The organism is Companilactobacillus versmoldensis DSM 14857 = KCTC 3814 (genome assembly GCF_001434295.1).
GTDB classification, from domain to species: domain Bacteria; phylum Bacillota; class Bacilli; order Lactobacillales; family Lactobacillaceae; genus Companilactobacillus; species Companilactobacillus versmoldensis.
In genome coordinates, this window is sequence record NZ_AZFA01000005.1 from 62,813 (window position 1) to 86,449 (window position 23,637).

21 protein-coding genes and 1 pseudogene are annotated in these 23,637 nt (G+C 38.1%); 18 read left to right on the forward strand and 4 right to left on the reverse strand.

Features of this window, described 5'->3' with window-relative positions:
- Position 1 precedes the first annotated feature (1 nt).
- The 9 genes and pseudogenes from FC27_RS04025 to FC27_RS04065 all read left to right on the forward strand — a co-directional run bounded on the left by FC27_RS04025 (position 2) and on the right by FC27_RS04065 (position 8,636).
- Positions 2-1,051: an ABC transporter substrate-binding protein gene (locus FC27_RS04025; protein WP_010625399.1), complete on the forward strand. Its 1,050-nt coding sequence runs from the start codon at positions 2-4 to the stop codon at positions 1,049-1,051.
- The gene (locus tag FC27_RS04030; RefSeq protein ID WP_010625398.1) at positions 1,048-1,455 is read left to right on the forward strand and encodes a molybdenum cofactor biosynthesis protein MoaE; all 408 of its coding nucleotides are present in this window, start codon (positions 1,048-1,050) and stop codon (positions 1,453-1,455) included. Before FC27_RS04025 ends, FC27_RS04030 begins: the two co-directional genes overlap by 4 nt.
- Entirely contained in the window at positions 1,455-1,694 is a 240-nt protein-coding gene (locus FC27_RS04035) for a MoaD/ThiS family protein (RefSeq protein ID WP_010625397.1), read from the forward strand. The genes FC27_RS04030 and FC27_RS04035 overlap by 1 nt, the downstream gene beginning before the upstream one ends.
- A 41-nt stretch (positions 1,695-1,735) precedes the next feature.
- The gene (locus tag FC27_RS04040; protein WP_010625396.1) at positions 1,736-2,908 is read left to right on the forward strand and encodes a nitrate/nitrite transporter; all 1,173 of its coding nucleotides are present in this window, start codon (positions 1,736-1,738) and stop codon (positions 2,906-2,908) included.
- Between the two features lie 13 nt (positions 2,909-2,921).
- Positions 2,922-3,242 carry a metal-sulfur cluster assembly factor gene (locus tag FC27_RS04045; protein WP_010625395.1) on the forward strand — a complete coding sequence of 107 codons (321 nt, stop codon included), beginning with the start codon at positions 2,922-2,924 and terminating at the stop codon, positions 3,240-3,242.
- Positions 3,243-3,266: 24 nt separating this feature from the next.
- Positions 3,267-3,506 carry a DUF1858 domain-containing protein gene (locus FC27_RS04050; protein WP_010625394.1) on the forward strand — a complete coding sequence of 80 codons (240 nt, stop codon included), beginning with the start codon at positions 3,267-3,269 and terminating at the stop codon, positions 3,504-3,506.
- Positions 3,496-4,998, forward strand: a complete 1,503-nt coding sequence (locus FC27_RS04055) for a DUF438 domain-containing protein (protein ID WP_010625393.1) — start codon at positions 3,496-3,498, stop codon at positions 4,996-4,998. Before FC27_RS04050 ends, FC27_RS04055 begins: the two co-directional genes overlap by 11 nt.
- A gap of 115 nt (positions 4,999-5,113) precedes the next feature.
- A complete protein-coding gene (locus FC27_RS04060; protein WP_010625392.1) occupies positions 5,114-6,874 on the forward strand; it encodes an ABC transporter ATP-binding protein in 1,761 nt (586 codons plus the stop codon).
- Positions 6,867-8,636: pseudogene (locus FC27_RS04065) on the forward strand (ABC transporter ATP-binding protein). The gene FC27_RS04060 and the pseudogene FC27_RS04065 overlap by 8 nt, the downstream one beginning before the upstream one ends.
- A 71-nt stretch (positions 8,637-8,707) precedes the next feature.
- On the opposite strand, the gene FC27_RS04070 reads toward FC27_RS04065, so the two are convergent.
- The 3 genes from FC27_RS04070 to FC27_RS04080 all read right to left on the reverse strand — a co-directional run bounded on the left by FC27_RS04070 (position 8,708) and on the right by FC27_RS04080 (position 13,784).
- Positions 8,708-10,918, reverse strand: coding sequence for an SLAP domain-containing protein (locus FC27_RS04070; protein ID WP_010625389.1), 2,211 nt, complete (start codon positions 10,916-10,918; stop codon positions 8,708-8,710).
- A gap of 329 nt (positions 10,919-11,247) precedes the next feature.
- A complete protein-coding gene (locus tag FC27_RS04075; RefSeq protein WP_010625387.1) occupies positions 11,248-12,996 on the reverse strand; it encodes a BspA family leucine-rich repeat surface protein in 1,749 nt (582 codons plus the stop codon).
- A gap of 254 nt (positions 12,997-13,250) precedes the next feature.
- Positions 13,251-13,784 carry a YagU family protein gene (locus FC27_RS04080; RefSeq protein ID WP_010625386.1) on the reverse strand — a complete coding sequence of 178 codons (534 nt, stop codon included), beginning with the start codon at positions 13,782-13,784 and terminating at the stop codon, positions 13,251-13,253.
- Between the two features lie 148 nt (positions 13,785-13,932).
- On the opposite strand from FC27_RS04080, the gene FC27_RS04085 reads away from it, so the two are divergent.
- The 7 genes from FC27_RS04085 to FC27_RS04115 all read left to right on the forward strand — a co-directional run bounded on the left by FC27_RS04085 (position 13,933) and on the right by FC27_RS04115 (position 20,168).
- Complete coding sequence (locus FC27_RS04085) at positions 13,933-14,868, forward strand: NADP-dependent oxidoreductase (protein WP_010625385.1); 936 nt, start codon at positions 13,933-13,935, stop codon at positions 14,866-14,868.
- A gap of 123 nt (positions 14,869-14,991) precedes the next feature.
- Entirely contained in the window at positions 14,992-16,125 is a 1,134-nt protein-coding gene (locus FC27_RS04090) for an SLAP domain-containing protein (protein WP_010625384.1), read from the forward strand.
- A gap of 233 nt (positions 16,126-16,358) precedes the next feature.
- The gene (locus tag FC27_RS04095; protein ID WP_010625383.1) at positions 16,359-16,655 is read left to right on the forward strand and encodes a hypothetical protein; all 297 of its coding nucleotides are present in this window, start codon (positions 16,359-16,361) and stop codon (positions 16,653-16,655) included.
- Between the two features lie 90 nt (positions 16,656-16,745).
- Positions 16,746-17,693, forward strand: coding sequence for a hypothetical protein (locus tag FC27_RS04100; RefSeq protein WP_010625382.1), 948 nt, complete (start codon positions 16,746-16,748; stop codon positions 17,691-17,693).
- Between the two features lie 157 nt (positions 17,694-17,850).
- A complete protein-coding gene (locus tag FC27_RS04105) occupies positions 17,851-18,573 on the forward strand; it encodes a zinc ribbon domain-containing protein (RefSeq protein WP_010625381.1) in 723 nt (240 codons plus the stop codon).
- 2 nt (positions 18,574-18,575) lie between these two features.
- On the forward strand, positions 18,576-19,067 hold the full coding sequence (locus FC27_RS04110) for a DUF7575 domain-containing protein (RefSeq protein ID WP_010625380.1): 492 nt from the start codon (positions 18,576-18,578) through the stop codon (positions 19,065-19,067).
- A gap of 15 nt (positions 19,068-19,082) precedes the next feature.
- On the forward strand, positions 19,083-20,168 hold the full coding sequence (locus tag FC27_RS04115) for a zinc-ribbon domain-containing protein (protein ID WP_010625379.1): 1,086 nt from the start codon (positions 19,083-19,085) through the stop codon (positions 20,166-20,168).
- Positions 20,169-20,227: 59 nt separating this feature from the next.
- On the opposite strand, the gene FC27_RS04120 is transcribed toward FC27_RS04115, so the two are convergent.
- The gene (locus FC27_RS04120; protein ID WP_010625378.1) at positions 20,228-20,947 is read right to left on the reverse strand and encodes a zinc ribbon domain-containing protein; all 720 of its coding nucleotides are present in this window, start codon (positions 20,945-20,947) and stop codon (positions 20,228-20,230) included.
- Between the two features lie 98 nt (positions 20,948-21,045).
- On the opposite strand from FC27_RS04120, the gene FC27_RS04125 reads away from it, so the two are divergent.
- On the forward strand, positions 21,046-22,515 hold the full coding sequence (locus FC27_RS04125) for a serine hydrolase (protein WP_010625377.1): 1,470 nt from the start codon (positions 21,046-21,048) through the stop codon (positions 22,513-22,515).
- Positions 22,515-23,600: a PrsW family glutamic-type intramembrane protease gene (locus tag FC27_RS04130; RefSeq protein ID WP_010625376.1), complete on the forward strand. Its 1,086-nt coding sequence runs from the start codon at positions 22,515-22,517 to the stop codon at positions 23,598-23,600. Before FC27_RS04125 ends, FC27_RS04130 begins: the two co-directional genes overlap by 1 nt.
- Positions 23,601-23,637 lie beyond the last annotated feature (37 nt).

The window sequence follows — 23,637 nt, forward strand, 5'->3', positions numbered from 1 at the left end:
TATGAAGAATAAAAAAGCACTGTTGGTAACGCTACTGGCTTTAGTTATGGGAGTTTTCATTGTAAGTATCCAACAAACACAACCAGAGACAGTTTTTGCCGCGTCGACTAGAACGGTCAAAGATAATAATGGTAAAAAAGTTAAAATACCAAAGAAGGTCAAGCGAGTCGCTGACTTATGGCATGCTAACAACCCAATCTTGTTGATGGTCGGTGGTGAAGATAAACTGGTTGCCACGACTAAATTGACGCATGACAATAAATTATTGACCAAACTTTATCCTTCGGTCAAAAAATCGGCGGTGCCATTCAATAGTGACAGTGTTAATACTGAAGAATTGTTAGCTCAAAAGCCTGATGTAGTCATCAGCGCTGACAAAGCTGAGACGGAAACTATCCGTAAAACGGGAGTCCCTGTCGTCAATTCAATGTTCCAAAATTTCTCAGGATTGCAGAAAACGGTTACATTAACTGGTAAGATAGTAGGAGGCAAAGCCAATAAACAAGCTAAGGCCTACAATTCTCAACTCGAGGATGACCTTTACGAAGTTAAGAACCGGACGAAAGGTGCCGGTGTACCAAGTGTTTTGCATATCGTCAACAAAAATGATCTAACTAAAGTCGATGGACGCAAGACAATCGTCGATCAGTGGATCAAAACTGCTGGTGGTAAAAATGCTATCAAGACTAAAGGTAATATGATCGATGTTTCAGCTGAGGAGATCATTAAAGCTAATCCCGACATTATTATTGTTGGTAATACAACGAGTAAAAAAGCTTTGAAGGCTTTGAAGAAAGATTCACGTTTCAAGTCACTCAAAGCGGTCAAGAATAAAAAGGTTTATGGTAATCCAACTGGTATCTTCCAATGGGATCGTTATAGTGCTGAAGAAGACTTGCAGTTGTGGTGGGCTGCAAAGAAGATCCATCCTGAAGAAATGAAGGATGTTAACTTAACTAATAAGGTTAAGAACTTCTATCAAGCTTTTTACGACCATAAATTTACTACCAAACAAGTTCATAAGATTTTGAAGGGGGAGATCATCAAATGAGTTTGATCAAAATAGTCGATAAACCGATTGATGTTGATTCTCTGACAAAAAGTCTGATCCACAATGAATATGGTGGTATCGACACCTTTTTAGGCACTGTTCGCCAATATACAGGTGAAATTGAGACAGAGAAAATCGAGTATTCCACCTATAAAATGATGGCTGAAAAGGAAATGCAAAAATTAGCAGATTCCGTTTTAGCCCAAGGGATGGATGTTGTGATGGTCCATCGTGTGGGTGAATTGCAGTTAGGTGATGTGGCAGTCTTTATTGGTGTCGCCGCTCCGCATCGAGCGGAGGCTTTCGAAAATTGTCAGATGCTGATCGACCGTTTGAAAAAAACGGTCCCGATTTGGAAGAAAGAGTATGATAAAGACAAAATACGTTGGGGAGGTCTTGAATAATGAAGGTTAAATTATTTTCTGTGTTAGCTGAAAAGATTGGTCCGACTGTCGATTTGTCATTGCCAGATCAGTTTAAGGCACAGGACGTTTTGGAGCAGATCAAGGAGTTGCACCCTGATTATGCTGATGTCTTGGATCAATCATTGGTGGCTGTTAATGAGGAATACGCCAATGAGGATAAGATCGACTTAACGTCAGTTGATGAAATTGCAATTATTCCACCAGTTAGTGGTGGTTAGAATCAAGTACTAAGAGGAACTAAATAATGGGGGTCTGTAAAATGGAAAGTAAAGGTAAATCATATCTTGCCTTAACAATGGGAACATTATCAATGATGATATGTTTCATGGTTTGGTTATGTTTGGCGCCATTAATAGATGTCATTTTAAAGAATGCTGGAGTCCAAGTTACTGAATTTCAACGGACATTTTTACTAGCTACGCCAATTTTATTAGGTTCAATAATGAGAATCCCGATGGGTATCTTGTCAGATAGATGGGGCGGTAAGAAAACTTATATCGTCTTGATGTTGTTCTTGATTATTCCTGTTTTGATGATGCCAAGAGTACATTCATATGGAATGTTGATCTTCACCGCATTGTTACTAGGAATGGCCGGAACATCATTTGCTGTTGGTGTTTCTTATGTCACTGAGTTTTTCCCACCCGAAAAACAAGGTTTAGTCTTAGGAATCGCTAGTGTTGGTAACATCGGTACGTCTTTTTCAGCCTTCTTCCTACCACGTTTCGTTAAAACAATGAGTTTGAATGGTATTTTCTATTTGTTAGTAGTCTTGTTGTTGATCTTTGTAGTTTTGATGTTGTTCTGTCCTGAATCTAAAACTAATAAGGAAGCTACTTTAGGAAAATCACTTTCAGTTGCTAAAGAAAGCGATACTTGGTATTTAGCACTCTTCTATTTCCTAACATTCGGTTTGTTCATGTCAATGAGTAACTTGTTGCCAACGTTTATGACTAAGTTATTCTCACAGTCATTAGTCGAAGCAGGTATCTGGGCCGCAGTTTTTGCTGTCATCGGTACCTTGTTGCGTCCACTAGGTGGGTACTTGTCTGATAAGATCCGTCCAATGACTTTATTGAGATACGACTTTATTGCTTTGATCGTGGTGGCTATCATTTTGGGTATCTTCTTGGAAACTCAAGGTGTCTTTGTCACAATCATTGTTTTACTAGCCATTTTAGTTGGTTTAGGAAACGGAATTATTTTCAAGATGGTTCCTTTCGTTTCATCCGGAAATACTGGTGCCGTTACTGGATTCGTTGGTGCCATGGGTGGACTAGGTGGATATTTCCCACCCGTTATCCTTGGATTCATCAAAGAAGCAACTGGAGGTTATCAAGTAGGTATTTACTTGATAGCGCTAGTGGGTATCATTTGTTTGATTCTTCTTCAAAGAAAATATATTTCTGGTGCACACAAGATCGTTAAATAAGCGAGGTTTTATTATGGATGAAGAAGCAAAAAAAGAAAAAGTAAATGAAATAACTGATGCCTTAGAAGCAGTTATTGATCCAGAATTAGGGATCGATATCGTCAATCTAGGTTTGATCTATGGGATCGATATTGAGGACACTAAATGCACCGTTACCATGACCTTAACTACTATGGGCTGTCCATTAAGTGACATGATCAATAACGATATTCATCAAGCCGTTGAATCAGTTGACGGTATAGACAGTTGCGACATCAACTTAGTTTGGTACCCAATTTGGGATATGAGTAAGATGAGTCGTTTCGCTAAGATTGCCTTAGGAATTCATGGATAACTTTTTTTAAGAGGAGAATCACTTATGAGTCAAAAAGTTATCGATTTTGAAGTGCCGATCCATCAATTGGCACAAGAGTATCCCGATTTTGTAGATATCATGTATTCGATTGGCTTTACTAAAATTAAAGTTCCCGGAATGCTGAATACAGTCGGGAAAATCATTAATTTGAAAAAAGGATCAAAAGCCATGGGAATACCACAAGATAAAATTGCCCAGGCCTTTGAAGAGAGGGGCTACGAGCTGAAAAATTATGACCAATAAAACGTTAACTAGTGTTCAAAGACAAAAGAAGATCGTTGAGATCTTAAATTTTCTCCACGAAGGTGGAGATTTTGATAAAGCCAAAAAAATGTTCGATGAATCATTTTCCAGCGTCGACGTCTCTGAGATCACCTCAGCTGAACGTGAACTGATCTCTAGCGGATTGAATCCGATGGAGATCCAAAATCTTTGCAACGTTCACGCCGCCGTTTTTAAGGGATCGATCACCGGTAACGAAAGTACACCAGCTTTTGAAAAACCGGGCCATCCAGTTGCTACCATGAAATTGGAAAATCTCGTCATGTCATCGCTGATCAATGATGAGTTACTACCATGTCTCAAAAAATGGCAACAAAATGGTAAAAATGAAGAATATCTCGAACGCATGCAAAAAGCGCTGAAAGATTTAATGACGATCGACAAACATTACAGCCGTAAGGAAAATAATATTTTCCCATTAATGGACAAATACGGTATCACGGCTCCGCCAAAAGTTATGTGGGGAGTCGATGATGAAATTCGTGGCTGGATCAAGGACGCCTATAAAATGGTAACTAGTGATCCTGTTCCCGACAAATATAAAGTCGAGGCCGCAATCGAAAAAGCCTGCAAAGAGGTTCTGGAAATGATCTTCAAAGAAGAAGAGATCATGATCCCGATGCTCGATGAGGTTGCTACGCCAGAAGATTGGTATATGGCCGAACAAGACGAAAAAGATATTGGTTACACCTTGATCGCCCAACCACTACCTTGGAAACCAACTGATAAAGAATTAGCCGAAGGCAAAAAGAAGAAAAACCCTAAAATTGCTGACGAGTTGAATAAGATGGCCCAAGGATTAGCTGACGCCGATGGTCTTGAAGCTAAAGATCATCATCGTGAGAAGAAACAAATTCCAATCGTCGATGTCACACCTAGCTTGCAACCAAAGGAAAAACCAGCACCTAAGCCAGCCAAGGAACATATGTCGATGCACGAAAAAATTCGCCAACGTTCCGAACACAAGCTTGATCCAGTCAAGACTGGCCTTGAGTTACCAAGTGATGAGATCAACGTCCGTTTTGAAACAGGACGCCTAAATCTCGACGAATTGACCGCTTTGTTCAACATTTTGCCAGTCGATCTAACTTTCGTTGATGCGACTGACCACGTCAAATGGTTCTCGAATTCACCTAATCGAGTTTTCCCGAGAACCAAAGTCGTAATTGGACGAGCTGTCGTCAATTGCCATCCACCCAAGAGTGTCGACAAAGTACTCGAGATCCTCAAGGAATTTCATGAAGGAACATCTGATTCCAATGAATTTTGGATCAACCTCCATGGGAAAACTTTCGTTTACATCCGCTACTATGCTCTACGGGATGAAGACGGACATTACCTAGGATGCCTTGAAGTATCACAGGATGTTACCCATATCCGGGCCCTTGATGGTGAGAAACGTTTACTAGAACAAAAAACAAAAGCTAAAGAGGCTCCTGAAACTGAAAAATAGTTTCAGGAGTTTTTTCTTTGGCAAATTCGAAATTCCTAAGCGATTAGATTGACTTACACTACGCTCGAAGGTGTAAAGTGTTTCAGTCAATAAAAATATTAATAGGTGAATTATTATGGGGATTTTCTCTCGACTCAATTGGTTTTTTAAACAAAGATGGGAACAATACTCGTTTGGTGTCTTAGCTCTTATCTTAGTGGCGATTTGTAATATAATCCCACCTAAGATCGTCGGTAATATCGTAGATGCCGTCAACAAACAGACGATGAGTTTCAGTTATTTAACATTAAATATGGCGGTTCTTTTATTAGCTGCAGTAGCAGGCTATTTTCTGAGATTTTTATGGCAGAAAATGATCTACGGCAGTTCTTTTGTCTTGGAACGAGATTTAAGAAGTCAGCTATATACACATTTTATGGAAATGGATTCGACTTTCTATCAAAAATGGCGAACAGGGGATTTAATGGCCCATGCCACTAATGATATCGATGCTGTCCGTGAAGTAGCTGGGGCTGGTATTTTGACCCTGGCGGACTCACTGATCACTGGCCTATCGATGATCGTCGCCATGGGGATGTTCATCAGTTGGAAGTTAACGATCCTAGCAATTTTTCCACTGATTTTATTAGCCATCATGGCTAATGTCCTCGGCAATAAGATCCACAATGCCTTTTTGAAATCGCAAGGCGAGTTTTCCAATATCAATAACAAAACCCAAGAAAGTGTCGTCGGGATCAAAGTCCTGAAAGCCTTGGGCCAGGAAAAAGAAGATCAAGTAGATTTTGACCGCTATGTCGATGGCAATATCAAAGCTAACAAGCGTTCATATCGATTGGATGCTTTGTTCAATCCCTTGACCACGCTGATCATGGGACTGTCTTACGTAATAACTATCATAATTGGTGGCTTAGCCGTCATTCATCAACAAATGACTATCGGACAATTAGTTTCCTTCATTACATATCTAGCCGAATTGACTTGGCCAATGTTTGCCGTTGGCAGCCTGTTCAATATCTTGGAACGTGGTGCCGCCAGTTACGACCGGATCACTGATTTGTTGAATGAAAAATCATCACTGGTCCAACCGAAAAAAGCTATCACCCCAGTCGACAACGGTAATATTGATTTTGAAGTCAGTAAATTCAATTATCCTGACGATCCAGCCCCAGCCATCAATAACGTTTCTTTTAAATTAGGACAGGGTCAGACTTTAGGTATCGTGGGACCGACCGGTGGTGGGAAATCGACTATCATCAACCTGTTGATGCGTGACTTTGATCTTTATCAAGGGTCGATATCCGTTGGTGGGAATGATATTCGTGATTACAACATCAATAAGTACCTTGATAAGATCGGCTATGTTCCACAAACTAACTTCTTGTTTTCGACGGATGTCCGTGACAACGTGCGTTTCGCTAATATTGATGCTAGTCAACAGCAAGTTGAAAAAGCCGCCCACATTGCTGATTTAGCCAAAGATATTAACAATATGCCTGAAGGTTACGATACTGAAGTCGGTGAATTAGGTGTCTCTTTGTCAGGTGGTCAAAAACAACGACTAGCTATCGCTAGAGCTGTCTTGAGTGACCCCAAATTACTGATCTTGGATGATTCTTTATCAGCTGTTGATGCTAAGACTGAAAAAAATATCGAACAACGGATCGCCAGTGACCGTCAAAATGGAACGACCATTATCGCCGCCAGTCGACTGAGTTCAGTCGAACACGCAGACGAGATCATCGTCGTCGATCACGGGACGATCATCGAAAAAGGTACTCACTCGGAATTATTAGAGAATAAAGGTTGGTATCACGATACCTTTAATTTACAGGAAAAGAATGCTGCCATTGAGGGGAGGTTGAAGCAACGTGGATAAACCAACTAAAAAATCACAACGAGTTCAATCGTTGACACGAAAACAGCAAGTAACAGTCTTAAAAAGATTGTTCAAATATGCTTGGCTATTTAAACGTCAATTTGCGACGGCATTGGTATTTGCCATTGGTCTAAGTATCATCAATGTGGCATTGCCGCGGATGTTGCAGTACTATATGGACCATTATCTGGTTCATCAAAGTACTGGTCTACAAATCGTTATCGGATTTGCCATCGTTTATTTTATTGGGACGATGATCAAAGCAATTGTTCAATTTGTCCAAAACTTTGCATTCTCGATGGGTGCTGAGCGGACTCTGGAAAAAATTCGCAGTAATTTATACAAAAAGTTACACACTTTTGGGATGGAATACTTTGATAGGACGCCGGCTGGCTCAATTGTTTCACGCGTAACAAATGATACAAAAACGCTTTATGACTTCTGGAATTTGTTTTTGACTATCTTCGTGGCCGCCTTTGCGATGATCTCAGCCTTTGTTGCCATGCTGTCCGTCAGCGTGCCATTGGCTTTAGCTACAGCAGCCTTCATTTTGGTACTATATTTTGTCGTTTGGCTCTATCAAAAATTAAGTTCGAAGATTTATCGGACTTTGCGGGAATTACTCAGTCAGATAAATACAAAATTGAATGAGTCATTAATGGGGATCAATATTATCCAGCAGTTTGGTCAACAAAAGCGTATGACCAAAGAATTTGAAACTAAAAATCAAGCATACTTTCATATGCGCAATAAGATGATCAATGTTAACTCCTTCTTGTTATATCCGACCATCACGTTGATGTTCACCTTGGCTGAACTGATTGCCTTGAGTGGTTTTGGTGTTCAGAGCATGCACACGATCGTGGCTGCTGGTGTGATTTATGCTTTTATTTCTTATCAACAAAATTTCTTTAACCCACTCTCTGATGTCATGAATTACATGTCATATTTTCAAGATGGTTTAGTCGCTGGTTTCCGGATCATGAAAATGTTCGATCACCAGTCGACTGCACCGTTACAAAACGAAACCAGCAATAAGCAAATCACTGAAGGAAAAATTGAGTTCCGACATGTGACCTTTGGCTACGAGCCCGACAAACCAATTTTTACAGTTCAACCTGGTCAAACCTTAGCCTTAGTCGGTCATACCGGAAGTGGTAAGAGTTCCATCGTCAATATCTTATTGAGATTTTATGAATTTGGCGAAGGTCAGATTCTGATCGATGATCAAGATATTCGCGACTTTTCTACCCAAGAATTACGTCAAAAACTCGGGTTAGTGATTCAAGAACCATATTTATTTTATGGAGATATTGCTAAAAACATCCGCATGTTTGACGACAAGATAACCGACCAACAAGTCAAACAAGCAGCCGAATTCGTCGACGCTGACCAATTTATCAGTAAATTGCCAAACAAGTATCATGCCAAAGTTATCGAACGAGGTAGCACATTCTCAACCGGTCAAAGACAATTGATCTCATTTGCTAGGACCATCGTTCGTGATCCAACTGTTTTGATCTTAGATTAAGCCACCGCCAATATCGATCCGCAAACTGAAGAAAGCATCAATCAAGGACTGACCAAGATGCGCAGTTCTCGGACAACGATTGCGATAGCCCATCGACTTTCAACCATTCAAGATGCTGACCAGATCTTAGTCTTGAATAAAGGTAAAATCGTCGAGCGTGGAACGCATGAAAGCCTATTGAAGAAGCGGGGACTATACTCCGAATTATACGAACTACAATCAGAAAACTAAAAAAGAGGCCAACAATTGTAAAATTGTCGGTCTCCTTTTATGTGTAGGAAGAAGTTTTATGAAAAAGAGAATTACATTGTTACATCATCAGCCGAAATAAATTCGTCAGATGAAACACGATAATAAGTCTTACCATGCAATTGAATTGTCCGATCAGATTTCCAAGCAGTGCCACCACTCAATTGACGGTTAGAAACTTCACCGCGAGAGTTGACCAATCGTCTAGAAGCACCAGACTTAGTAGTTACGACACTGTCTTTAACAAGGTAGTCATAAGTATCAGAAGCCTTGATCCATTCATTAGTAGAGATACGGTAGTAAGTCTCACCATCACGCACCATCTCTTGGTCACTGAACCAGTCAGTACCATTAGCAAGAGAACGATTAGATACATTTAAATTAGAATCGTAAAGCTTGATAGTATTCTTGTGGAAGAAAATGGAGAGCAAACGACTGACCTTTTTAGCAAGGGAATTCTTATCCTTGCTAAGATTCTGACCATTCGTAACTTGATGAGGAGTCATCGTGTCAGTGTCTGTTGAGGTAGAACTATCAGTTGAATGATCTGGGGTAGATGTACTTGTTGTATTACCAGATGATGAACTTGAAGGTAAAGATGGCGATACAGGATCGATTGTAGGATTATTCTTAGTATAAGAAAGTTGGTTGCTATATAAATTTGGATAAATAATGGAATATTTATCTTTGTCGGTTATTAAAATAGAGAAACTTTGAGTAGAAGTTAATCCACTTGTTACAGGTGCTGTAAATTCCTTTTTAGTTCCCACTTCTCCATCTATCACTCCAGGAATTGGTTTTTTATTCCCATCAGGAATTTCACAATTGATTTTTGTTGAAACACCATTATTGCTGGTTTTTATGAATCTTGTAATGTTTTTGGTTGTTTCATAAGATATTGATGCTGCGTCAGTAATTTTTTGTAAATCACCATTTTGGGCATATTCTATTTTAAACCAGTTTTCATTTGCTTGGATGATATTGATTTTTTTTAAATCAGATTGGGCAGGTAATGCCAAATCAGTTATATTTGCTTTAGTAAATAAGCTGATTATCTTATCTAATGATGATGGATCACATTTTGATAAATCAACTTTATTTAATTTATTATCATCTTTAAACATATTGCTGTCCGCAGGAATATTTGAAATATCTAAATTCTCTAATCCAGAGATGTTTTCAACATTTGATAATCCTTTAAATAATTCTTTAGCTGATTCCTCTACTTTCACTTTGCCGGAGATGTGGATTTCCTTGATTTTATCTTTACGGGAATCCAATTGTTTGGTGAAATTAGCATTATTTAATGTTCCAGAAGTAATATTTAAAACTCCACTATTCTCATCTAAATTCCATTGAGAGACAGTAATTTTACCTTCGCCTGCAGGATCAATTACCTTTGCTTCAGTTGAAGAAATAATTAATACTTGAAATTTTTCTTTATCAGTGTGGTAATCTCCTGGTTGAGTACTGATGGTTATCACATCGCCAATTTTTTTCCCACCAATTATAAAATAAGTAATACCATTCACATTTGCTTTTATTTCTGGTTTTTCAGATAAATTTTCATTTGTGATTTTTTTTAGAGTAGTTGGATTGGAAATTTTGTATTTGGAATTTTTATCCCAATTTGTAGAATTAAAATAATTTACAAGATTTTCATTGTTATCAATTTGATACCAAGTTTTATCGTTCAAATTTTTATTCAAATTAGTAGTTGTAATATCAAAATTTGATGGTATTTTAATTGTATTTAAATTAGGTGCACTAACAATGATTTTTGATACGTTTGGTAAATTCTCAGTTTCAGATAGGTCGAGTGTTGTTAAATTTGTATATTCATTAAGTAAACTAGAATCTTCATTGGCAAATGACGCATTTTTTGTGATTTTAATGGTTGATACAGTTGCTTTATTATTGCCTACTTTTTCATCCAGTTTTTGTTTAGTTATATTTTTTCCATTAATTGTAAGAATAGTCTTATCTTCGTTTAAAATTAAATCGGTATTTTCTTTATTTGAATCTGAGTTGTCTTTTGAATTTTGAGATCCGGTTGTGCCATGATCGGAACTTCCGGGATTAGAGTTAATGCTATTTTTAAAAAATGCATGTTCAGTAACTTGAACACTACTTGCTTGGGCGGTTACGGGAGCGATTTCTGATAGTACCATACTTGCGGTCAGGGTTAGGCCGGCAATTGCAGCTAGCTTATTTCTGGTGATGATTCGTTTCTCGCGAATATTATGAGTTGCTGTTTGAGGCATGGGATCGTTCTCCTTTAAAATGAAAAATTTATTTTGTAACAAATCAATCTTAATAGATAATGTCAAAAACGCCAATTTATTTTATTATAATATGCTGATTTATTTTTTATTTTCAATGTCATATGTGAATATTGAATTAACTTTTGAAATCGAAATCATTTCAACAAAATTTAGTCTTTTTGGAAGATAAAATATAGATGTTTTAAAAAATAAGGTTTATCAACATAATCAATAAGTTTCTGGTTGGTGATCAAAAAATCAATTTGCTTGATATTCGTTCATATCTGACGATAGAAATATAAATGAAAAATATTTTTCAAATGGTTGAATCATTCAATATCTTGAGCAGAAATAAAACTATTAGTTGAGACACGATAGTAGAGTTTCCCTTTGATGGTTGTACTACGATCAGTAAACCAATGAGAGTTTTTCGAAAGCTGACGGTTGTTGACTAATTCTCCTTGATCTGTCATCAAAGATTTATTTGAGTCAGATTTAGTAGTGATTATTTGAGTTTGTGGCTGGTATTCGTAGACGTCATCGGCCAAGACCCACTCATTAGTGGAGATACGAAAATAGGCCTTGCCATTTTTCAGCATCTTCTGCTCACTAAACCAGTCACTTCCGACCGACAATTTCCTCTGGACAACTTTTTCTAAACTAGTATTATAGACAGTTATTGGCTTATTTTTGAAAAGAGTCGTAACCGTGCGCCATTGCTGGATGATTAAAGGCGATTTAGGTTTTGGCTGATCAGTTGTTATTTTTGGGTGCTTTGAAATTGTTGAGTCAGAACTTATCGCCGTGGTACTAGATTCTGGTTTATTAATTGATTGGTTTTTTGTAGGAGACTCGATTGCAACTGAATGACTGGTTATTTCTGCAGGAGGGAAAATCGGTTTGTTTGTTGGCTTGGTTTGAGTAACATCTGGCTTTTGACCTACTGGAGTTTTCTTGTGTGGCGTAGGTTCAGGTAGATGGGGCTTTTGTATTTCTACCTGAATAGAAGGATGATCAACTCCTTTATTAGTTGAAGGCTTTTGTTCTGGAGTTTTTTCGACAGGTTTTACAATATTTAATGTGTGGTTGTCCGAGCTTGTCGATGTTTCATCTGGTACAGTTTCTGGAACGACTATCGCAGTTGGAGGATTGATGTCAGTCGGCTTTTGTTCTGCAATTGGATGGTTGACTCTGTCACCTGATGGCTCAGTCGGTTTGGGTGTTTCCTGACTTGCATCGGTAATACGTGAAAAACTAGTATTAACGGCAGTCTCAGGCTTTGAGTACATTTGTTCCAATTGGGTACTGGAATAAACTTTTTGATCAGAGTCGTTCCGCCACTTTCCAGGAGTCAAACCAGCATTTTTTAATGAGTTGGTTTTTGATAGCTGGAGTTGCTGTAATTCAGTGCCTTTTAGCATATCGCTGGACGAAGACATGGCTAAATTGCTCAGATTCACTTTCGACAATTTAGTATCCTCGAAAGCTCCATCAGCTTGGATTAAATTTTGGGGATGCCAGTTGGATAAATCAAGCGACTGCAGATTCGAATGCGCAAACGCATCCGACAGGTCAGTTGGTTTGTCGACGTTCCAAGTTGACAGATTTAAAGTCTTTATCCCTGAATGGAAAAAAGTTTCCTTCAATGAACTGATATTTTCGGTGTGAAAACTTCCAATATCCAGCGAATTTAATTTGGGAGTATTAGCGAACATTCGCTCTAAACTGGTCAAACTTGAAATGTCGAGATTGGACAGACCTTCGATTCTTTCTAAATTGGGCAAGTTGGCAAAAATATTAGTAACCTTGGAATTAGCTTTGACATCGCCAATAAATCGGATAACTTTGATCTTTGCAGGATTATTTTTGAGTAATCGTTCTTGCTGGTCGATGTTTTTATCGGGCATGTTTCCGGATCCTATTTGTAGAGTGTCAGCTGTCAAATTATAGAATTTAGCTGTCTCCAAGGTGCCAGACTCAATCATTACGGCAGCACAGTCGTTAACTATCGGTGGAGCAACAGCTAAACAGGTCGAAAGTGTCAAACCGGTGATCAGGGTGATTTTTGATAATCTCATGTGAATTCTCCTTATTTTTTTGGCCATTGATTAATGGCTTATAAGAGATTACGTGGGAATTATTAGAGCGACTTTTTGATGGTATAATTTAAATATTCATATGATTGTTTCAAAGTAATTTGTGAACTATAATAAATAACATGAATATATAAACCGCTTTAGGTAAATATTTGCAGTTATGGATATAGGGGAAACAAAAATAGTGCAGATCCACCTAGGTGAATTTGCACTATTTCTGTTAGTGATTATTTAGGTCAAAACGGATTGACTTCTCGATCCGGCTCGTGCGTTATTCGACTCCTGAAGTCACGTCTGAAGATTTCAATTGTCCAAGCCCAAACGGCGTGGCCTAATGCTTCAGAGAAGTGTTCTTCAAAAGGCTGGTTCCAAACGGCAGGGACGGTACCCATCAATGGCATGATCAATAAGTGGAATAAGACCCAGATGACTAAACCATAGATGGTACCTTGACCCAATTTGATCTTTGGAAAGTACTCAGCTAGTACACAATATAAAATAGCGAAAACGATTGAGAAACCAAAATGCATGATGAAACTTACCCAAGGCATTTGTTGTCCGGAATAAGTGTAAGTTAAATGCGTAATATTCTTAGGAATACCTATTTGTTGAAGTAATTCCTGTGGTGGATTGGTAAGGTTGCGTGCAACGGTCCGAGGAGGCAATAAAACTTCCCAGCCCAATTTGACGATACCAGACATTATCCCACCAAGGATACCAGCAATAACAGCAGCCCAAATACGGGGCCGCCGACTTCTTGCAATGTCCATAAAATAATACCCCCTTAATTGGTATGACTCATTTATAGTCTTTTTATGGCAAGCATGGTTAAAAATATAAATAAATGTTAACTTAATTAACGAAAAATTATTATTAGTTAACGTTAAATTGAATTAAAAAAGGGATCAGAGGAGAAAAATGAAAGCAGTAGTAATTAATGAATATGGAAATCAAGATGAATTAGAAATGACTAATATTGCGATTCCTGAAATCGCAACGGATGAAGTACTAGTAGAGGTCAAAGCAACATCAGTCAATCCGATCGACTGGAAATTGCGTGAAGGTGGCTTAAAAGATAGCATACCTTTAAAATTTCCCATCGTTTTAGGCTGGGATGTCGCTGGGGTGATCACCAGAACAGGTTCTGATGTCAAAGACTTTCATGCTGGAGATCGGGTCTTGGCTCGTCCAGATTTAACTAATCGAGGCACATATGCAGAATATACTGCGGTAAAGCAGGATAAGTTAGCTAAATTGCCTGAAAATGTATCTTTTGAAGATGGCGCAGGCTTGCCATTAGCAGGTTTAACTGCTTGGCAGGGTATAAACGACTATCTTGAAGTTCAAGCGGGACAATCCGTTTTGATCCAAGGAGGAGCTGGTGGTGTCGGTATCGTCGGTATCCAATTATTGAAACATTTGGGTGCTACGGTCATTACGACTGCGAGTGAAAAGAACCGTGAATTTTTGGAATCATTGGGTGCCGACCAAGTAATCGACTATCATCAACAAGATTTTACCCAAGAATTGCACGATCTCGATGCTGTCTTTGACACTATTGGTGGCGAAACTTTGACTAAGAGCTTTTCTGTTATCAAGCCTGGTGGCAAGTTGGTCACAATTGCTGGAGCTATCGACCAAGAATTGGCAGACACTAAACAAGTTGAAGCTGCTAGTATTTGGCTTCATCCAAATGGCAAGCAATTGACTGAATTAGTCGACTTAGTAAGTCGCGATATCGTCAAAGTTGTCACCGATAGTGTACATCCTTTCACTGAAGACGGCGTCAAAGAAGCCCAAGCTGTCAGTGAAGGCCATCATGCTAAAGGAAAAATCATTATTAGCATGGAATAATTAGTTATTTTGCGAATAAGTTTTATTGTTATTTTTTGTATAAGAATTACTAAAATTATTGCCGGGATACTAACTTCTGATTAGAATTGTTACCATCAATAGGTTCTTAATGAGAGGGATAGTATGAAAAATACAAGATCATATATTTTTAAAAGTTTGATTTTTTCCGGAATCGTTTTGGGAACAGTCGGCTTAAATTCAACCATTGTCAATGCTGCCACAAACGCCGGCGTTGATGCAGCGACGAAAACAACTGACACAGCTAAAGTAGTTAACCATATCGTCTTCACCTGTGACGACGTCGAAATCGGCACCTCTGCTACAACCGTGACTGGCGATAAGGTTGGCCAAGTGGTCGATATCACTAAGTTGATCCCAAGTGGCTATCAAGCCGTTGATGGCAATAACAACTTAACTTTGACTGAAAATGGTACCAGTCAACAAGTCAAATTGACTAAAGCCAGCGATGTCACAGCCAACGTCCATTATATTTATAACAGTGGCGTTATCGGCACCGAAACATTGTCAGGATTAGCTGGAAGCACGGTCGGAGTCAAAAATGTACCCGAAGGATATTATTTAGCCAACAAAAATCAAGCTAACGTTATCTTAGGTTCAGGCACATCTGATGTTTACCTAAACGTCAATAAAGACATCAGCAATACAATTTCCTTCGTAACTGATGACGAAGCTAAAACAGAAGTCGGAAAAGCGACCGTTTATGGGGAAAAAGCTGGGGACTCAGTAACTGTAAATAGTAGTCAACTTCCAAATGGTTATAATTTCAAAGATAGCAAGAGTGCTACTTTCGAATTACAACCTGATGGTAGCCGTCAATTGGTTACCGTGGTACCTGCAGCTAATAAAGAAACACTCAAGGGGACTGTGGGGACTTTTGATAAGGTGACACCTTTGTACAATGAAGATGGAACAGAAGTTTCTGGACGTGCGTTAGGTGCCACATCTGATTGGGCTACCGACACTAAAATGACTTTGGATGGTGAAACTTATTATCGAGTTTCTACATCTGAATGGGTCAAAGCTAGTGATGTTTACGTGTACACACCAAATGAAGATACCATCACGACCAAGAGTGGTGCTATCAGTCATTTATATGATGCCAATGGTAAACAATTGGAAACAAGATCAGTGGCTGCTGACTCAGCTTGGTACACTGACCGAACAACCACGATCAATGGTCAAAAGTATTATCGAGTATCAACCTCAGAATGGTTGTCAGCTGCTGATTTGAAATAAACCATTAAATGAAATGATATAAAAATTACTAATTCATGCATGAATTGGTAATTTTTTTTACATAAAATTAGAAAATACGCTTACAATAAACTTAGTAACAAGAAGTTGTTGATGAAATAATAAACTTGCTATGAAAGCGAAATAAAACTTGTCTTTGATGATTTTCGATTGTATATTAAATCTATTAAACTGAACTTTAAGAGATGTTGATAAAAATCAACACGGAGGACAATATGGATCATCAAAATTATCAAAACACTGTTGTATTTGTGACTCCAAATGGTAAGACCGTGGCTACAAAAGAAGTAACTGGTGCTGAATGTTCCAAGGTTGAGGTTAGTGCTCCAGTTGGTTATGAGTATTTGGAAAGAGTTTTTGGCTTTGTCACAATTTCCAAAGAACATCTATATCAGAAGGTAATGGTGTTAGATTCTCATCGAAGTCAGCATGACAAGTTCAACAAGATTGAAACTGACCGCGAAAACGTATCAGATATTAATACGGATGAGCAAGGTGAAGCAATCTTATAATTTTTTGGCAAAAAAGTTTTTCTCGAAGAGTGATTCGTCATTGGTTAATGGAGGTTACAGCATTGGTGATTTGGCCTTTGCAAAAATGATTTGATTACTACGCGGTTAAACTTTGAATTCGATGACCGAGTGATTGACTCGCACGATATTTCGGGTGAGGTAGGCTTGATCATCGACTTAGAAAATTTAATTCCTACTGGGTATCAACTTGCCCAGGGTGAACAATCTTATTACGTCATCGATCCAACTTTGTTGGAAGGAGTGTTTGTAAAGCTTATGGATATTGATCAAAAAGAATCGCATTCAAAAACTTCTCGAAAAACTATGACTAGATCACAAAATGATGGCAAAACTAACTCTCAATTTAATGGCACTGGTAAAAAAGCCATTAAGAATAAGGTACATTTTCTGACGAAACAAGAACAGGAAGTGGCAAGAGGGACAGTTAAGGGCCAAGCTGGTTGGAAGGTTCACATTCAGGCTCCGACTGGCTATAAATTCACTTTCCATTATTGGAATTTTGTGATCATTTCGGCGAACAACTATGACCAAAAGGTCTATGTTGTTCCTGATCAACACGATGGCCCAAAAACGCCTCGTTCCATTAATATGGGGATAAATTTTACTAATATTGTCGATTTTGAAGGCTATTTTACGACTTATTCAGATCAGCAGATCCCGGTGGTCAACGACCAAGGAAATAGTCGATATTTACTAGCTAATAACTATGATTTCAAGGTCAACAAAACTGGCTTTTTGCAAGGAGAAAGATATTTTCAAATTGCTGAAAATGCTTGGATCAAGGCTGATCAGATGTATCAATATAAGTCAATCAATCAGAGGCTAAAGTTAGCTGACCGACCCAATATTCATCTATGTAATTGTCGAGGCAAGATAACCTCGCGTGAAGCCTTGGAACCAAATACCAAACTATATACTGATCGAATGAAGATGATCGATAATATTCCGTATTATCGGATCACTGAATCAGCTTGGCTTGATGGTCGGAATGTTTTCGGCATTGAAGAATTACAATAAAAAATACTAAAGGGAAAACTCATTTAGAGTTTTCCCTTTTTTGATGATAAAAATTTAAATGTCTCTATAAAAAATAGCGTATAATTTAAACCGGTATAATTATTTATTTTCAAAATAAATTGAAAATGAACCAAATATTCTTGGGGGAGGAATACAAATGAACATTGGCGATATGGATCTGAACCAGATCCTCATGTATAAAGCCAAATTGGGCTATAACTCAGCTTCAAAAATGATGATAATTGCCTATGCACGTGGTAATTATGACTTCTTTTTTAATCGTGGCAGTTTAAAAGCTTCTAATGCTGGCTCGGGTAATGCATACTTGATGAGTTTTGAAACTGAGGGGATTTTGTTCATGCAGCTAAATTCCCAGTATAGTTTGACTGGCAATAATAGTTTCATGGCCAGAGATGATTTTCAGCAAATCAAACTTCAAGAACAATCCTTTTTCTCAGTTAAGGCTACTTACAATATGAGAATAATGGGGATGAATCAGTATCACGATTTCACAGTTTTTACTGAGAAATTGAATATCGACTGGTTAAATCAATATTTCAATATATTTCTCAGCAATATTGATAGTTATATGATTGAAACTGCCAAAAATGGTGTACCTGATGGCCTGAAGAATCAAACAACACCAGTTGCTCCTTCGCAAACGATGGCTGAACGACCACAAGTCCAGCAACCAAGCATGAATCCGGGACCTCGAATTCAATCACAACCGCGAATGCAACAATCATTACAATCACAGCCAGTTTCCAGCAATATTAATGTTGCTGCTAAATTCTGTTCTAACTGTGGCAATCGGATGTCAGTAGAGGATGAATTTTGTCAAAAATGTGGTGCTAAATATATTGATATAGTGAGGAATTAATCATGCGAAAATGTCCTAATTGCGGAAAAGAAGTTGACCCTGGCCAAGAATTTTGTATCTTTTGTGGTACCAAATTAAGCGAAAGTAAAGCACAAACTGATTCATCTAAAAATGAATCAGTGGAACCAAGCGAGTTCAAGGAGGGGACTGCTCCAAAAGATTCTATTCCGGTAAGTTCAGTCCAAACTAGTGCCGTTCAAGCAGTTCCGTTACCAAAAATGACCTTTGAAAAACTTCAAGCTGATACTACTGTCGAAAGTTCAAGTGGAGTAGTTTTGATATTAGTGATCATCTTTTCACTACTGGGATTTGGCTTTATTCCTGGTATCGTAGGCTTGCTAATTTCAATGCGTAGTCTAACTGGTTACGGAAATAGGAAAACATATATGCTAAATCAACATACTTATTACTGGAGTATTTTCGGGATAATCTATGGCGGGATTTCATTAGTCGCCACAGTTGTCTATCTAAATTCACTTTATTACTTTTTCTAATCTGGGGGAGATACAATGATTTTTTGTACAAATTGTGGAGCTAAACTAATTCCTGATGCAGCATTCTGTACCAAATGTGGTCAACCGGTCAAGCCGATTGCCGTTAGTAGGGGGACTGACGGAACAAATGCAACATCACAAAAAACTAGCCAAAATAGTTCTGCGTCAATAAATAAACCAACCAATACTTTACCAAAGCAGCCAGTTGTTAAATCAACTAGTCAGGCTCCAAGCTCTTTTGCTGAACAAGCAGCAGCAAAATACGATCAAAAATTACAACATAAATATGGTGACTCAACTCAACCGATTGTTCCAAATAGCTCACAACTGGTCGCCAATGAGAACCCATCAAATATTCAAAAGACAGTAAATAATTCTGTTCCGCAGAACGATTCAAGATCGGTGTGTAATGTTGTACCACAGGGTATCCAACGTCCAATACCTAATCCTGTACCACAGAATGTGGGCCAACCAATTAATAATTCTATGGTTCAAAATAATCAGCAAAGTGTTGCTAATTCAATGGCTTCAAATGTCGATCCTGCAACTATGCAACCAAATGTAAGTCAAGCAGGGCCTAATCAGATGAATCCAGGAGTCAATTCAATGGGCAATCAAATGAATCAAAATATCAATCAGGCTAGCGATCCGTTTCATCAAAATGTTGATTTGAATCAAATGAATCAATCTTTCATGAATTCTCAAAGAGTTCAAAGGGTCCGTAATAACGCAGGAAATTATGAAATTATTTCTTCAGTTTTGTGGTTGATCGTAGCAATCTCGCAAGTGATCATGGTTATAAATGGTACTTTGATGCTTAAAGCTTTATTCATTGCATTATGGAATTTTTCAGCGGTCCTGACAGGATTTGTATCTGCATCTTTAATTAAACAAGGAGATCAAGACGTTCCTGAAAGTTATCGGAAAAATTTATGGCAAATAATTGGAATGATCATCTTCAACTTATTGCTCGGAGGATATTTTGGTGTTATCGCCGCAGTCATGGATTTATTCAATCGATACTATATCTTGAAAAATGAAGACTGTTTTAATGTTGAAATTGTCGATGATGACGATGAAGATGAAAGTGACGACGAATAATATCCAACGAAAAAAGCTTCAAAAGTCACTGACTTTTGAAGCTTTTTTTGTGAAATGATTTAATTTAAATAATTATCTTTGATGGAACCATTACTGGCTTTCACTAAGTAACGTTTAGAGTTTTCAGGGTTCATCAACATAACCGTATAGCTGCTACCCCATTCTTTAGTAGCCTTTTTGGAAAGTTGTTTCATGAAACTCTTGATACGACTATTGTCACTGTAGTTGGCGTCATATGTATATTCTTCTAAGTAATTATAAATATCACCGTCTTCACGTGGACTTAGTCGGATTTGTTTACCGTTTAGTGAAATATCAACATCTAAAGCAACATCATCGAAATTATTACTCCAATGAACCGCTTTGTCTAATTTTTGATCATCACTAGTTGTTAGATCGCGATAGCTACTAGTTCTTGTGAAAGCTGCAAAGGATATTCCAAGAATAACAACAACGCCTAAAATGATCCCTAGGATCAGATTCAGATGAGATTTCTTTTCAACAACACCGGCTTGATTGAAATTAGGCATGTTTTGTGGCATTCCATTTGGATTTTGGATATTGCCATTTCTAGGCATTTGGTGTTGATTGTTGCTGGCGTTAACTTGATTGCCAACTGGTTGCTTCAAATCGGTATTGCCATTCAATGGTTCTGATTGATGGTTAACCTCATTAGTGTTTGCTGTGGTAGATTGTGTTTCAGGCAATTTTGCCCCACATTTTGGACAGAACTTTACCCCCTCAGGTAATTGTGCCCCACATTTAGGACAGTACTTCATAATTTTCCCCCTTGTCATAATACGTGACTAGTTGATATTATATAACAGTTACATAAGTGTATACCAATTAAATTTTTATTTAACATTAGGGGAAAAATATGAATAAATGTGAAAATTGTGGCTATGAAAATAAACCCAATGCGGTTTTTTGTGAACATTGTGGTCATAAATTGAATCAACAAAAAGGTATCATCTGTAGTAATTGTCATCATTTGAACCCTTTGAATAGTGACTATTGTGAAAATTGTGGTACTAAATTAGCCAAAAATGGCAATGTACCACCAGTAAATACGCAATCATTTTCACAAGATCATTTGGATGAGCAAAAAAGAGGCGATACTGCTCGTCCGGTGAATCCGAACAATCAAGGTGCTCCTAGAAATCAGGCTAACCAGTTCAATCAAAATAATATGGGTAATCAAGGTAACCAGTTCAATCAAGGTAACCAGTTCAATCAAGGTAACCCTAGTAATCCCAATAATCAATTCAATCAAAATCCTAATAGTCAGTTCGATCCGGCAAACCCGAACAATCAACCTAACCAATTTGGACCTGGTGGGCCGCAAAAACCGCATAAAAAGCATGGTGTTTTGATTGCCATTATTGTGGTGATCGTGGTGCTATTGATTGCTGGTGCCGTGCTATTTGTGACGACATCGAAGACTGATCAGAATAGTGACAAGACGACTAAGTCGGCGACGCCTCCAACTACACAGACACAATCTCCTAATAAGAAGAAACCAAATAAAGACAAGTCAGATGATGACAAGATTTCGCTAGCTAGTGTGAAAAACTTTATGTCCGATGACTTGGGTGAAAGTGATGGACAAACTTCAGCTTACTTCTATGATTTGAATAGTGATCAGCACGCTCAATATGGTGATGATTCGACTCAAAGAGCAGCAAGTAATATCAAATTATTTATTATGGCAGCTGCTTACCAGAAAGTTAAAGATGGCGAGTTGGATCTCAGTGACCACTATACTTTGAAGGATAGTGATAAGGTCGGCGGAACTGGTGTCGTTCAACAAATGGAAACTGGCTCTAGCATTTCGTATCATGATTTGATCAAAGATATGATCACTCAAAGTGATAATACTGCTGCTAATATCATGGTTGATACGATTGGTGGTCTCGATGTGGTCAATGATGAAATTTCCGACCTCGGTCTTAGTGATACTACGATGGAACGTAAGTTGATGGACACTGAAAAATTGGAAGCTGGTCATGATAATATGACGACTGCCCATGATCTTGGTATCTTTATGAAGAAACTTTACAATCATCAGGTCGTCTCCAAGACTTATGACGAAGATATGTTAGGAATCTTGAAAGATACTTCTAATCATTCCAAATTGCCGTCTCAAGTTGCCTCAGATATTACTGTTTACAACAAGACTGGTGAGTACAATTCATATGGTGTTCAAAATGATGTCGCTATTTTCCAAAAGGGCGATAAAGCCTTTGTGATCTCGGTTATGTCAGAAGATGGAACGGAATCAGATCAAAAAGAAGCTATGGGGGATCTTGGCTCTGATTTGACGAATTACATCTTGGGAGATGAATAATGAAGTTTTGTGTAAATTGTGGCAGTCAATTGCCAAATGACGCAGCTTTCTGCAACCAATGTGGAGCACAGCAACCATTTGGTGCTCCAAATACATCCGCTCCGCAGAACCAAAATAAAAAAGACGATATTTATGATTTAGCAACAGGGAAACTCAATTCTTTAACTGGTGGTAATGGTTCAGTCCGGATCAATTTAAAAATTTTATTCAGTGAGGTTTTTAAACATCATTCCAGTGAGGAAGCTGAACGGATCTTTATTGCAGGGACTCACTACACTACGCCAAAAATGGAAGAAGTTTCAGAAAATTGGTCTAAGCCATGGTTGTTCTCCAGAGTTTTGGCATATTTTATGTTAGTTTTTGCAATTTTGATCATGGCCGCTTATATTTTCGGAGGTCAACTTGCGGTACCCGGTCTGATGTTGGTAGCTGCTTTAGCAGTGCCCTTTTCAGCAGTAGTCTTTTATTTTGAATGTAATGCTTTTAAAAATATTAGTATTTTCACGGTCATTAAGATCTACTTTATTGGTGGGGCAGTTTCACTGCTAGCTACGATGATCTTGTATCAATTTGCACTTTATAGCGATGATAATTCGATTAGTTTGTGGAGTGCTTTGGTGATTGGTGCGGTCGAAGAAATTGGTAAGATGGCAATTGTTTATTACTTTATCAATCGTCTGCAAAATAATTTTATCCTGAATGGGATTTTGATCGGCGGAGCTGTGGGAGCTGGATTTGCCAGTTTCGAAACAGCAGGATACATCGTTTATTCTGGTAATGAGTATTTATATACGGCTATCATTCGTGCTCTTACGGCAATTGGTGGTCATCTAGTTTGGGCTGCCATTACTGGAGGAGCCTTGATGCTAGTCAAAAAATATGGTCAACAGCTGGACAGTTCCGAAATTTTCAGCAGCCGATTTTTGAGTTTCTTTGGGATGTCGATCGTACTACATGCATTGTGGGATTGGACTTTGCCTTTTGAAATTCCTAAAATGATCATTTTGATCGTGATTGCCTGGATTATCTTGTTTGTCTTGATGAATGCTGGAATTAATCAGGTTAGATCAATTAAAACACATTAAAAAATGCTACAAAAAAAGCCGACAATATTGTCGACTT

Bases quoted from the DNA above. Each gene is read 5' to 3' on its own strand.
- FC27_RS04025 (WP_010625399.1), top strand. From the start codon at position 2: ATGAAGAATAAAAAAGCACTGTTGGTAACGCTACTGGCTTTAGTTATG.
- FC27_RS04030 (WP_010625398.1), top strand. From the start codon at position 1,048: ATGAGTTTGATCAAAATAGTCGATAAACCGATTGATGTTGATTCTCTG.
- FC27_RS04035 (WP_010625397.1), top strand. From the start codon at position 1,455: ATGAAGGTTAAATTATTTTCTGTGTTAGCTGAAAAGATTGGTCCGACT.
- FC27_RS04040 (WP_010625396.1), top strand. From the start codon at position 1,736: ATGGAAAGTAAAGGTAAATCATATCTTGCCTTAACAATGGGAACATTA.
- FC27_RS04045 (WP_010625395.1), top strand. From the start codon at position 2,922: ATGGATGAAGAAGCAAAAAAAGAAAAAGTAAATGAAATAACTGATGCC.
- FC27_RS04050 (WP_010625394.1), top strand. From the start codon at position 3,267: ATGAGTCAAAAAGTTATCGATTTTGAAGTGCCGATCCATCAATTGGCA.
- FC27_RS04055 (WP_010625393.1), top strand. From the start codon at position 3,496: ATGACCAATAAAACGTTAACTAGTGTTCAAAGACAAAAGAAGATCGTT.
- FC27_RS04060 (WP_010625392.1), top strand. From the start codon at position 5,114: ATGGGGATTTTCTCTCGACTCAATTGGTTTTTTAAACAAAGATGGGAA.
- FC27_RS04070 (WP_010625389.1), bottom strand. From the start codon at position 10,918: ATGCCTCAAACAGCAACTCATAATATTCGCGAGAAACGAATCATCACC.
- FC27_RS04075 (WP_010625387.1), bottom strand. From the start codon at position 12,996: ATGAGATTATCAAAAATCACCCTGATCACCGGTTTGACACTTTCGACC.
- FC27_RS04080 (WP_010625386.1), bottom strand. From the start codon at position 13,784: ATGGACATTGCAAGAAGTCGGCGGCCCCGTATTTGGGCTGCTGTTATT.
- FC27_RS04085 (WP_010625385.1), top strand. From the start codon at position 13,933: ATGAAAGCAGTAGTAATTAATGAATATGGAAATCAAGATGAATTAGAA.
- FC27_RS04090 (WP_010625384.1), top strand. From the start codon at position 14,992: ATGAAAAATACAAGATCATATATTTTTAAAAGTTTGATTTTTTCCGGA.
- FC27_RS04095 (WP_010625383.1), top strand. From the start codon at position 16,359: ATGGATCATCAAAATTATCAAAACACTGTTGTATTTGTGACTCCAAAT.
- FC27_RS04105 (WP_010625381.1), top strand. From the start codon at position 17,851: ATGAACATTGGCGATATGGATCTGAACCAGATCCTCATGTATAAAGCC.
- FC27_RS04110 (WP_010625380.1), top strand. From the start codon at position 18,576: ATGCGAAAATGTCCTAATTGCGGAAAAGAAGTTGACCCTGGCCAAGAA.
- FC27_RS04115 (WP_010625379.1), top strand. From the start codon at position 19,083: ATGATTTTTTGTACAAATTGTGGAGCTAAACTAATTCCTGATGCAGCA.
- FC27_RS04120 (WP_010625378.1), bottom strand. From the start codon at position 20,947: ATGAAGTACTGTCCTAAATGTGGGGCACAATTACCTGAGGGGGTAAAG.
- FC27_RS04125 (WP_010625377.1), top strand. From the start codon at position 21,046: ATGAATAAATGTGAAAATTGTGGCTATGAAAATAAACCCAATGCGGTT.
- FC27_RS04130 (WP_010625376.1), top strand. From the start codon at position 22,515: ATGAAGTTTTGTGTAAATTGTGGCAGTCAATTGCCAAATGACGCAGCT.